Source organism: Streptomyces sp. NPDC002911, assembly GCF_053591835.1.
The window spans coordinates 44,375-56,380 of record NZ_JBSFUO010000025.1; the positions used below are offsets into that span (position 1 = coordinate 44,375).

General features: G+C 72.2%; 6 protein-coding genes. 1 reads left to right on the plus strand and 5 read right to left on the minus strand.

Annotated elements, in window-relative coordinates; genetic code table 11:
- Positions 1–30 precede the first annotated feature (30 nt).
- The 5 genes from ACWD04_RS27330 to ACWD04_RS27350 form a co-directional block, all read right to left on the minus strand.
- A complete protein-coding gene (locus ACWD04_RS27330; protein ID WP_451136256.1) occupies positions 31–2,265 on the minus strand; it encodes a bifunctional glycosyltransferase/CDP-glycerol:glycerophosphate glycerophosphotransferase in 2,235 nt (744 codons plus the stop codon).
- A 168-nt stretch (positions 2,266–2,433) separates the two neighbouring features.
- Positions 2,434–3,312 (minus strand): carbohydrate ABC transporter permease, encoded by an 879-nt coding sequence (locus ACWD04_RS27335; RefSeq protein WP_451136258.1) that lies wholly within the window; start codon positions 3,310–3,312, stop codon positions 2,434–2,436.
- A gap of 204 nt (positions 3,313–3,516) precedes the next feature.
- Complete coding sequence (locus tag ACWD04_RS27340) at positions 3,517–4,890, minus strand: carbohydrate ABC transporter permease (RefSeq protein ID WP_451136260.1); 1,374 nt, start codon at positions 4,888–4,890, stop codon at positions 3,517–3,519.
- Between the two features lie 4 nt (positions 4,891–4,894).
- Positions 4,895–6,259: an ABC transporter substrate-binding protein gene (locus tag ACWD04_RS27345; RefSeq protein ID WP_451136262.1), complete on the minus strand. Its 1,365-nt coding sequence runs from the start codon at positions 6,257–6,259 to the stop codon at positions 4,895–4,897.
- Positions 6,260–6,508: 249 nt separating this feature from the next.
- Positions 6,509–9,883: an FHA domain-containing protein gene (locus ACWD04_RS27350; protein WP_451136264.1), complete on the minus strand. Its 3,375-nt coding sequence runs from the start codon at positions 9,881–9,883 to the stop codon at positions 6,509–6,511.
- A 420-nt stretch (positions 9,884–10,303) separates the two neighbouring features.
- On the opposite strand from ACWD04_RS27350, the gene ACWD04_RS27355 reads away from it, so the two are divergent.
- Entirely contained in the window at positions 10,304–11,992 is a 1,689-nt protein-coding gene (locus ACWD04_RS27355; RefSeq protein WP_451136266.1) for a serine/threonine-protein kinase, read from the plus strand.
- Positions 11,993–12,006 lie beyond the last annotated feature (14 nt).

A 12,006-nucleotide genomic window follows, 5' to 3' on the forward strand; every position in this document is an offset into this window, starting at 1 on the left:
CTGGGGCCCCGGCCCTGGGGCCCCAGGGACTCACCCGTTCGTGTACTCCCGTACCGGCACCTGACGAGGAACCCCGGTGGGCCCGCGGCCTCTCAGCGGCGCGGGCAGCGGCAGACCCGAGGTGTCTTCCATGAAGACCCGGCGCACCACCCGCTCCGCCGCGTGCCCGTCGTCGTACGGGCAGAACCGGGCCCGGAACGCCGCCCGGCGCTGCGTGGAACGGGGCCCGCGCCAGTGGTCCGTGGAGAAGATCTCGTGCAGCTCCTCCTGGTCACGGGCCACCGCCCCGGGAGGGAAGGCCGCCGGATCGAAGTACGTGCCACGAGCACTCCCGTACGCCTGCGCGTCCTCCAGGTGCAGGACGACGGGACGGTCCAGATTGACGTAGTCGAACATCAGCGACGAGTAGTCCGTGATCAGCCCGTCGGAGGCGAGACAGAGCTCCTCGACGGAGGGGTGGGAGCTGACGTCGATGATGCGTGGGTGCCGCGTGTGACCGGCGGTGGCCCGGGCCGTCGCGTCCAGGTAGTGGGAGCGGGCCAGGAGCACGAAGTGCGGGCCCAGGACCTGGACCAGCTGCTCCAGGTCCAGGGAGTGCTGCTGATCGCGCCGGTAGTCACGGTGGGTCGGTGCGTACAGCAGGGCGGTGCTGCCGTCCGGGACACCCAGGCGCTCACGCAGCCGCGCCACCTCGTCGGGGCCCGTGCGGCGGAAGACGTCGTTGCGTGGGCTGCCGTACTCCAGCGTGGTGTAGCCGGAGGGGTAGGTGCGCTGCCATACGAGGGTGGAGTGCTGGTTGGCCGAGAGGGAGAAGTCCCACTTGTCGATGTTGCGCAGCAGCTGGTCGAAGTCCATGGAGCCGGCCGCCGCGGGTCGGTGCACGAGGTCGATGCCCATGGTCTTCAGCGGCGTCCCGTGATGGGTCTGGAGCAGCACCTGGCCGCTTCTCTTCACGAGTCTGCGGTCGAAGTTGACGTTGTTCACGAGGTACTTGGAGCGCGCCAGGGCCGTCCAGTACGCGGCCGTCCCCGGGTGCAGCACGCGGGTCGCGTCCGGCACCGTGTGCGCGTCCTCCGGGCGGCAGATCCAGGAGGTGCGCAGCCCGGGCACCAGAGCCCGGGCCGTGGCCTCCAGTGCGGCGGGGCTGCAGGTGTAGCCGCGGTGCCAGTAGGCGGCGAACACCGCGTCCCCGCTCCGGACGGGCAGCCGCAGCTGGACGCGGTAGTGCAGTTGGAGCGCCGCCCCGCGGACCAGCCGGTGTGCAGCCGTGGCCGCGCGCCCGAGCCGGCCGCGCAGCCGCTGAGCGGCCCATAGGGCGCGGTAGGTGCGGTGGGCGCCCAGCCGGAACAGCGCGTGCCGCAGCCGGGCACGGCGGGGCACGGGGGCGCCGGGGGTGCGGTAGCGGCGGCAGTGGGCGCGGGCGCGGCGGAAGAACGTGGCCCGGCTTCCGCGTGGCAGCCGGCCCCGGGAGGTGAAGAGGGTCGAGAAGTGGTCGAGCATCCGGCGGAACATCACCGGGCGCCAGACGGAGAGTTCGGGGCGGGCGTCGATGAAGGCGAAGACCCGGTCGTACTGGTCGAAGACGTCGAAGTGCCGGTGGGTGGTGGTGGAGAGGATGTTGCCCCGGCGCCGCTGGCGGTATCCCACGCAGACGGTGTCCAGCACGGCGATGGACCCGGCGGCCATCAGCACCGGGTAGGTCCAGGGGGTGTCCTCGTAGTAGCCGGGCGGGAAGGTGAAGCCCTCGGCCTCGATGAACTCGCGGCGGTACGCCTTGTTCCAGACGACCATCAGGACCTTGAGCAGCTCGGGACGCTCCGCGAGCCGGAAGGAGGCGGGGCCGGTCTCGGCGAGGTACTGGGAGAAGGCGTTGCGCACGCTCTCGCCCGACCAGTACGTACGGGCGTAGTCGTAGACCAGTACGTCGGGTTCGCCGGTGGCCTCCAGGCGGTCGGCGATTGCCTGGAGCGCCTCCGGGGCGAAGGTGTCGTCGCCGTCGAGGAAGAGCAGATAGTCTCCGGTCGCCCTGGTCACCCCGGCGTTGCGGGCGGGTCCGAGGCCGGAGTTGTCCGGCAGGTGGACGGCGCTGACCCGGGGGTCGCGTACGGCGTACTCATCGGCGATCGGGCCACAGGCGTCCGGCGAACAGTCGTCGACCACGATGATTTCGTAGTCCTTGAAGGACTGGTTCAGCACGGAGTCGAGACACGCGTGCAGATACGCCTGGACCCGGTACGCGGGCACGATGACACTGAACCGGGGCACAACACATCCAGGGGTCGCTCGCGGGCGGGCAGGTGGCCCGCAAACGGCCGATGGAGTGACTTGGTTACGCGGGATGTGGCATCCGGGGGAAATGCGAGGTAGGGCGGCCCGGTCGAGGATGAACGGGCCGCCCTGATGTTGACGAACGTATGTGCTGCACCCTTCGCTCTACTTGACGGCGCCCGCCATCACGCCGGAGACGAACTGTCGCTGGAAGGCGAAGAACACCGCCAGCGGGATCACCATGGAGACGAAGGCGCCGGGCGCCAACACGTCGATGTTGTTGCCGAACTGCCGTACCTGCTGCTGCAGGGCCACGGTGATCGGCGGGGACTCCGAGTCCGCGAAGATCAGCGCGACGAGCATGTCGTTCCACACCCAGAGGAACTGGAAGATCCCGAGCGAGGCGATCGCGGGCCCGCCGAGCGGCATCACGACCCGGGTGAACACCCGGATCTCGCCCGCACCGTCCAGCCGTGCGGCCTCCAGCAGTTCGCGCGGGATCTCGGCGAAGAAGTTCCGCAGCAGGAAGATGGCGAACGGCAGGCCGAACGCCGTGTGGAACATGATCACACCGAAGGTGGTCTCGAAGATCCCGATGGCGCCGAAGAGCTCGGACACCGGGATCAGGGCGACCTGCACGGGGACCACCAGCAGCCCCACGACCACCAGGAACCACCAGTCGCGGCCGGGGAACTCCATCCACGCGAAGGCGTAACCGGCGAGCGATCCGATGACGACCACCAGGAACGTGGCCGGGACGGTGATCATGACCGTGCTGAAGAGGGAATCGGTGATCGTCGAGTTCTCCAGCAGGCGCTGGTAGTTGTCGAAGGTCAGCTCGGAGGGGGCGGTGAAGATCTTCCACCAGCCGCTCGCCGCGATGTCCTCGGCCCCTCGCAGCGAGGAGAGCAGCAGCCCGATGGTCGGCATCAGCCAGAACAGGGCCACCAGGACGAGGAAGACCCGCATGGCGCCGCCACCAGCCCGGGCGGCGATCCGCGTGGCGAGGGACTGCTTGACCTCTGTGTTCCCGGTCGTCGTCACCGGCGCCCCTCCTTCCGCATCCGGCGGATGTTGCTGTGTTTTTCCGGGGGGCGACCCCCGGGCCCCCGGCAGGAGGCGGGTGCTGTGCGGGCTTGTGCGGTCACCGGCGCCCCTCCTTCCGCATCCGGCGGATGTTGCTGTGTCTTTCCGGGGGGCGACCCCCGGGCCCCCGGCAGGGGGCGGGTGCTGTGCGGGCTTGTGCGGTCACCGGCGCCCCTCCTTCCGCATCCGGCGGATGTTGAACAGCATCACCGGGATCACCAGCAGCAACAGGAGTACGGCGATGGCGCTGCCGACCCCGAGGTCCGCGTCCGTGCCGAACGAGGAGCGGTACAGCTGGAGAGCCAGGACGTTCGCGTCGTCCTGGGAGGAGCCCGGCGCGATGATGAAGACCAGGTCGAAGATCTTCAGGACGTTGATCATCAGGGTGACCAGGACCACCGCCAGCACCGGTGCCAGCATCGGCACCGTGATCCGGTGGAACACCTGCCACTCGTTCGCACCGTCCACCCGCGCTGCTTCGAGGAGTTCGCGCGGCAGACCAGCCAGGCCCGCCGCGATCAGCACCATCGCGAAGCCCGCCCACATCCAGACGTAGCTGCCGATGATCCCCGGCGTGACGAGGGACGGTCCGAGCCAGTCGACACCGTTGTACGGCTCGCGGAAGTTGTCCGCCGGGAGCCGGAGCAGGGACCCGTCCGCCGAGGCGGGCAGGGTGAACACCCCGTCCGCTCCCGCCGTCGCCGAGGCGACGACCTTGCCGTCCTTCACCGCCTCGACGGTGATGCCCTTGAGGCCGAGTTCCTTCGGATCGACGGCGTTCGGGTTGCCGCCGCCGCCCTTGGTGAAGTCGAGCCAGGCCGTCCCGGTGATCCCGTCACCGGACGCGGCGGGCGTCTTCGCCGGTTGCGCGTCGCCCGGCATCTTCGCCGGGACCACGCCGACCAGCGGCAGGCTCACCGGTTCACCGGCGCGCACCGTCTCCTTCGTGACGAAGGAACCGCCGCCGCCTGCTTTCAGCGGATGGACGGGCAGCGGATGCGCCTTGGGGAAGCCCGAGGACTGCGCGAACGTGTCGTGCACCCCCACCGCCACGGCGTTGGCGACCCCGCGCTCCGGCGCCTGTTCGTACACCAGCCGGAAGATGATGCCGGCGGCCAGCATGGAGATCGCCATCGGCATGAAGACGATCAGCTTGAACGCCGTACCCCACCGGATGCGCTCGGTGAGCACTGCGAAGATCAGCCCCAGCACCGTGGCGACCGTCGGTGCGAACACCACCCAGACCGCGTTGTTCTTGACCGCCGTACGGATGGTGTCGTCCGTGAACAGTGCCTTGTAGTTGTCGAGGCCCGCGAAACCGGTCCCGGACTGGTCGAGGAACGAGCGGTAGACGGAGTACACGATCGGATAGACGACGAGTGAGCCGAGCAGCACCAGGGCCGGCAGCAGGAACGCCGCCGCGACGGCCCTCCGGGTGCCGGTCACGCTTCCGCGTGGACGCGTGCCCGTGCCCGTGTCAGGACGCTTGTCGGCGGGAGGCGAGCTTTCGGCGCCCCCCGCTGTCGCTGTGGTCATCCCGTCAGCTCGTGTACGCCTTGGCCGCGGCGGACTCCAGCGCGGCTTGCGTCCCCGCGATGTCCGTCGGGTTCTTCAGGAAGTCCTGCAGCGTCTTCCACTCGCCCTTGCCGGGCGTCCCGCCGAACGACTGCGGTGCCTGGTCGGACATGTCGAACCGGACGTCGTCACCGGCGGCGATCAGCGCCTCGGCGATCTTGCGCTGCACGTCGTTCGGATAGGCGGCCGCGTCCAGCGCCTTGTTGGGCGAGATGAACCCGCCGGCCTCGGCCCAGATCTTCGCCGCGTCGGTCGAGGCGAGCCAGGTCAGCAGCGCCTGGGCGCCCTTGCTGTCCTTCAGCGCCACGGCTGCGTCACCGCCGGTCACCACGGGTGAGTCCGTGCCGACCGCCGGGAAGGGGAACACCTTGGCGTCCGTGCCGATCTTCGCCTCGGTCTGCGCGATGTTGATGGAGACGAAGTCACCCTCGAAGACCATTGCACCCTTGGGCTGGTCACCGCCGGTGAACGTCTGGGTGACCGACACGGGGAACTCGGTCTGCAGCGCGCCGTCCGCGCCGCCGGAGATCAGGCTGGGCTTGCCGAAAAGCTCGGCGAGGGTGGTCAGGGCGTCCTTGACGGACGGGTCCGTCCACTTGATCTCGTGCTTGGCCAGCTGGTCGTACTTCTCCGGGCCGGCCTGGGAGAGGTAGATGTTCTCGAACCAGTCGGTGAGCGTCCAGCCGTCCGCGCCGCCGACCGAGACCGGAGTGACACCGGAGGCGGAGACCGTTTCCGCCGTGGCGAGGAAGTCCTTCCAGGTCTTCGGCTCGCTCGCGCCCGCGTTCTCGAACGCCTTGGCGTTGTACCAGATCAGGGACTTGTTGGCGGCCTTGAAATAGACGCCGTACTGGGTGCCGTCGACCGCGCCGAGGTCCTGCCAGACCTTCGCGTAGTTCTTGCTCAGCTGGGCCTTGGCCTCCGCACCCACCGGCTTGGCCCACTTCGTCGTCACGGCCTGCTGGATGGCTCCCACCTGCGGGAGCATCGCGACGTCCGGGGGCTGTCCGCCCGCGATCTTCGTACCGAGGAAGTTGACGATCGGGTCCTGCGCCGGGACGAAGGTGACCGTGGCTCCCGTGCGCTTCTCGAACTCGTCGAGCACCTTCGTGAAGTTCGCCTGCTCGGGTCCGGTCCAGACCGCGGCCACCGATATCTTCTCGCCGTCGAGCTTCGGCAGAACGACGCTCGACGGACTGCCCTCACTCCTGCCCGAGCCCTTGCCCGCGGTGTCGTCCTCGCCGCCGTCGCCACCACACCCGGTGAGGGCCAGCGCCCCGATCGCGGTGAACACCAGTACGGCCCTACGCATTCGAAGGGTTCTGCGCATCCCTGCCCCGTCTCTCCTGCGCGCGCGTGAGCGCGGACCGGCACCAACGGTGGGACCCTGCGGTGCCGCTCACGTCTCACATCGTGCGGTTCACGTCGTCCGTGCGCACAGTCCTATGCCCGGCGCACCGGGGCCGCAATACCGCCATCCACGTCGACTACGTGATCGTGATGGGCTCGTGACGTCCTGTCAGGACGTTGATCGTGCCCGCCCGGTACGGCCGTGAGTGCAGCTCGGTGCGGCGCGGACTCAAGGGATCAGCGGAGGGAGCGGCTCCGCGTTCACCGAACGGGCAGCCCTTTCCAGGGCGCTGGCCAGCAGGGCCAGGTCGGTGGGCCCGTTGCCCAGCTCGCGGACGGGCCGACGGGTCGGCGGATCTCCCATCCGCTCCCACTCCAGCGGTACGACGGTGGGGCGCAGGGTCGCCGTGCGCGGGATACGGCCGGTGACCCGGCCGCCCTGGAACGGCGTCACACGGCCGTCCGGATGCCCCAGTCGTCCCCGGCCCGGCGCGGCCTCGTCCGGGGACGGGGGGACGACGGGCGGGTCGAGCACGATGCGCAGCCGCGCGCCCCGGGCCAGCTCCGTGTCCTCGGTGCGGTCCGGGCGGGCGGAAGCGGCGACCAGATGGACGCCGAGTCGCCCGCCGTCCCTGGCCACGGCCTCCAGCACCCGGACGACGGACCCGGCGGACGGGCGGCCGGGGCTGCCGAGCGCCGGAGCGACCAGGGCGTCGAAATCGTCGGCCAGGACGACCAGCCGGGGAAGGGGGGAAGGGCCGGGGTCCACCGGGCGGGCCGCGGTGGTGCGCAGCCGCAGAGTGCCGCTGGGGGGCGATTCGAGGTCACCGCGCTGCTCGGCGGCGCCTGCGGGGCGGCGGCCGGTGAGTGCCTGGGACTCCTCGTACCGGGCGTGCCAGTCGGTGAAGTCCAGCGTGCCGAGTAGCTCCGCCCGGCGCTTCAGCTCCCCGCCCAGCGCCTGGGCGAACTCCCGCATCCGTACGGGGTCGGAGGCCACCAGGTGCGTGAAGACATGCGGCAGTTCCGTACAGGGGCGCAGTCCCTCGCCGCGCTCCCCGTGCTCGCCGCCCGCTCCGTCGACGAGGAGGATGCCGAGCCGGTCGGGACGGGCGGCGGAGGCCAGGGAGGCGGCGACGGCGCGCAGCAGCTCCGTACGGCCGCTGCCCGCGGGCCCCTCGACCAGCAGATGAGGCCCCTCGTCGGCCAGATCGACGGAGAGCGGGCCCCGGGGGCCGGCGCCGAGCACGAGCACGGGCCGTCCCGCGTGACCGGAGGAGGCGCCTGCGGGCCCGGTCTCCGGGGCCCCGCCGGCCTCGCGCCGTTGCGCGCCGATCCGGGGGGAGCCGCTCCCGGCCAAGGGGTGGTAGGCGGAGCGGCCCGCGCCGGAGCTGGTCGGTCCGCTGCTCCGGAAGAGGGCGCCCCCGGAGTCGAGGGACTCACGCTGCGCGCCCACCCGGGGCCCGGTGCTCAGGGTGCGGCCGGAGCCCGCCGTGTCCAGGCCCGCGGCGCCGAGCACGGGTGTGCGCACCGTCGCGCCCGGCTGGTCCTCGGCCGTCGAGGCCCAGCGCGCCATGAGCGAGGCCGGGGTGGCCCTGGCGAGGCCCAGTTCGTCCAGCAGGCGGGCGGAGGGGGGCAGGGCCGCAGCCATGGGCCGGCCGGGCAGGGCGGCCAGGCCCTCGTCGCGCAGCGGGGCCAGGGCGCGCCCGAACCGCTCGGCCCAGGCCTCCGACACGGCGTCCACCGCGGCGACGGTGCCGTGGCCGGCGGCCTGGCCGCCCGCCGTGCGCAGCAGCCGCAGCGCGGTGGCCACATCGCCGCTCAGCATGGCGACCGCACCGCACTCGCGGAAGGCGATCGAGGCCCGGCACGCGCTGTCGTACGTGGCGGCGACGGGGGATGTGGGGGAGGCGGCCGGGGTCTCGGCCAGACAGATCAGGTGGATTCCGGCGGCGCTTCCGGATCCGGCCAGGCCGGCGGTGGTCTCGCGCAGCGCCGAGGAGCCGGGATCGCCGTCCACGAGCACCACGGTGTACGGCCCGGTGTGGTGTCGGGCCGCATCGGCCACGGCGGACCGGTCGGCGCTCGCCCAGCCGGCCCCCAGCGGCCCCTCCTCCATGCGGCGCACCAGCTCGGCCGCGCGGGCGTCCGCCTGCTCACGGTCGTACGCGAGGAGGAGGCGGCAGTCCTGGCCGTGCATGGGGCGCAGATGGGGCAGCCAGCCGAGCCAGGACCACTCGCGGCGCCGCTCCTCCAGGGTCCGCGCCCGGTCCGTGCTGATCAGCACGATCTCCAGGTCGAAGGGGGAGTGCAGCGCGGCGAGCTGCGCCACCGTCGAGCGGGCGACTCCGGACAGCCGGGCCCGCGGTCCCGCGAGCCCGAGCGAGCCTGCCTCCCGGAGCCCCACGGTGACCGGCACGACGGGCAGGTCGGCCCGCTCCGTCGTCCCGAGCCGCACGACCAGGGCCTCGGGGTGCGTGGAGTCGCGCTCCCAGAGGCGGGGGCCGGGGCCGAGCGCCGTGAGGAGCACGGTCGCGGGGTCCGGCCAGGTACCGGCCGGGGCGGAGGGGGAGCGGAAGGGCGTGGAGGGGGCCTGCGGGGCGGACGCGAAATCCGGTCCGATCGTCGGTGTGCCACCGGCCGGAGTCCCGTGTTCCTGTTCTCCCTTGCCGGCGAGCCGCCGCGCCCAGGCGCCTATGCCGCCGCGTCTGGGGGGCTCTCCGGGGGTGAGGACGGCGCCGCGGCCATGGGTGGTGACCTGCGGGAAGGGCTCACCCTGGTGTGCGTCGTGGCCGGACGGACCGTCGTCGTAGGTGTCGTAGGTGGGGTGTGTGCCGTCGTACGCGTCGTGAGAGCCGTGCCCGAGGGGGGCGAGGCGGTAGGCGTGGCTGTGCTCCTCGGCGCCGGCCGGGCCCATGTCGGGATCCCCGTCCGCCCCCGGGGCGCCGCCCGCCCTCTCCGCGCGGGCCACCCGCAGATGACCCTCGCCGTCCGGCGTCGTCGTCAGCGTGGGCGTGGGGTCGCCGGGCGTGAGCCGGAGCGTGGACTCACCGAGTCGCAACAGGGCGCCCGGGACCAGCCGGACCGGGCGGTCGTGGACGTCCGTGCCGTCCAGCGAGGTGCCGTTGGTGGAACCCAGGTCGGCGACGGACACCCGGCCGTCGTCGGAGACCGTCACCGCGCAGTGCAGCCGTGACACATCGGGGTCGTCGAGCGGGACGTCCGCCTCGGCGGAGCGGCCGATCCGGATCTGTCCGCCGTGCAGCAGATGGACGCCGCCGGCGTCGGGGCCCGCGATCACATGCAGCCGTGCCGGTACGGCGTCGTCGATCGCCTCGTCGTCGCCGGGCACCTGGAGCGAGAGCACCGTGCCGTCCACCAGGGGTGGCTCGCCGAGGGCGCAGCGCTGTGGATCGAGCCGCTCCCGCCCGGCGTACAGCACGGTGGCGCCGCCGCCCGCGGAGCCCTCCGGGCCGCACACCGCGGTGGCCAGGGCGGAGGCGACGGCCGCGAGGGCCGTCCCGGCGGGGGCGGTCACGAGCACGTCACAGGCGCGCGCCGGGGTCTGGCCGCTGCGCGGCGCGAGGACGGTCAGCCGGATCTGCATCGCCGTCAGCGGTCCCTTCTGCGCGGGGTGCCCGGCAGGGGAAATGCCCTGTGATTCCCCCCACCCGGCACGGACGCGTCGTCCGGTACAGGTCGTCACGGAGCGTGAGGCTCCCGACCTCACGGTTCCGTGCTGGAGGCATCCTCGCACCTGCCACCGACAACACGCCCCGGGGTGGCCGTTCGGTGATCATGAATGGCCGAGTGTGGGTGTAAAAGTGCCTGCTTGGTCCTGTCGAGGACGTGCTGCACACTCGTTCGGCAACCAACCCCTTCGTGTCTGCGTCTTCCCTGAGCACAGTGGCGACACGACCGGAGGATGGCAGACCTGTGCCCCGTACGGCGGCACTAGAGTGGGCCGGAACATCCGGGCGGGCCCGGGGGGACCGCGAAGCACAACGATCAGCAGGGAGCGCATGACGTGCGGCCGGTAGGCAGCAAGTACCTGCTCGAGGAGCCGCTCGGACGCGGCGCCACGGGCACCGTCTGGCGAGCCCGCCAGCGGGAGACCGCGGGCGCCGAGGCGGCCGTCGCCGGGCAGCCCGGCGAGACCGTTGCGATCAAGGTGCTCAAGGAGGAGCTCGCCAACGACGCGGATGTCGTGATGCGGTTCCTGCGTGAGCGCTCCGTTCTGCTGCGGCTCACCCACGCGAACATCGTGCGCACCCGGGACCTCGTCGTCGAGGGCGATCTCCTCGCCCTGGTGATGGATCTGGTCGACGGTCCCGACCTGCATCGTTACCTGCGTGAGAACGGTCCGCTCACCCCGGTCGGCGCCGCGCTGCTCACCGCGCAGATCGCGGACGCGCTGGCCGCGAGCCACGCCGACGGTGTCGTGCACCGCGACCTGAAGCCCGCAAACGTGCTGCTCGACGAGCGCGACGGCGAGATGCACCCGATGCTCACCGACTTCGGCATCGCGCGCCTCGCGGACTCCCCGGGGCTGACCCGGACCCACGAGTTCGTCGGCACACCCGCCTATGTGGCGCCCGAGTCCGCCGAGGGCCGTCCGCAGACCTCCGCCGTGGACATCTACGGCGCGGGCATCCTGCTGTACGAGCTGGTCACCGGCCGTCCGCCGTTCGCCGGGGGCACCGCGCTGGAGGTCCTGCACCGGCACCTCAGCGAGGAGCCCCGGCGCCCCGGTACCGTCCCCGAGCCGCTGTGGACGGTCATAGAGCGCTGCCTGCGCAAGGACCCGGACCAGCGGCCCAGTGCCGTGAACCTCGCCCGCGCGCTGCGTACCGTCGGCGCGGGCATCGGCGTGCACGCGAACTCGGCTCAGATCGCGGCGGCCGAGGGCGTGGGCGCCCTGCTCGCCCCCGACCCGGCGCCCGCCGCCGTCCCCGAGGCACCGGGCGCGGCCGACCAGACCCAGGTGCTGCCGAGCAACGCGGGCTCGTACGACCCGGCGGCCCCGACCAGCGTGATGCAGCAGACTCCGGGTGGGGGCGGCGGGGCCGACCCCACCGCGATGATGCCGCCCGTACCGCCCCGCCCCGAAGGCCCTCCGCAGCCCGACGAGCCGCACCCCTGGCAGTCCCAGCTCCGGGCCGCCCGGGACCGCAACGAACAGACGCAGGTCCAGTACCTCGACCCGAGCCAGGACCCGCTGCGCCGCAGCCCCCAGCGCCAGCAGCCGCCGCAGGGCCAGCAGCCGCCGCAGGGCCAGCAGCACCGGCAGCCGCAGCACGCCCCGCAGCAGTCGCCGCAGCGCTACCAGCCCCAGCCCCAGCCTCAGCAGCAGCAGCAGCGGCCCCAGCCCCAGCCCCAGCCTCAGCAGCAGCGGCCCCCGCAGCGTCAGCAGCCGCAGCGTCAGCAGTACGCGCCCCCGCAGCAGCCGGCGCCTCAGCCGCCTGCCCCGCGCCAGCCGAGGCAGCGCAGCGCCAACCCGATGCGCATCCCCGGCCTCGGCTGTCTCAAGGGGTGCCTGTTCACGGTGGTGCTGCTGATCATCGCCGCCTGGCTCATCTGGGAGCTGACACCGCTTCAGGACTGGATCGCCCAGGGCCAGAGTTTCTGGGCGGCCATAGGGGACGGCATCGGTAACGTCACCGACTGGTTCCAGGAGTTCGGCGCGAGCAGTTCCGGCGGCACGACCGGCCAGTAACCCTGCTCAATCCG

Coding starts and splice junctions, on each gene's coding strand:
- ACWD04_RS27345 (WP_451136262.1), bottom strand. CDS start 6,259: ATGCGCAGAACCCTTCGAATGCGTAGGGCCGTACTGGTGTTCACCGCG.
- ACWD04_RS27350 (WP_451136264.1), bottom strand. CDS start 9,883: ATGCAGATCCGGCTGACCGTCCTCGCGCCGCGCAGCGGCCAGACCCCG.
- ACWD04_RS27340 (WP_451136260.1), bottom strand. CDS start 4,890: ATGACCACAGCGACAGCGGGGGGCGCCGAAAGCTCGCCTCCCGCCGAC.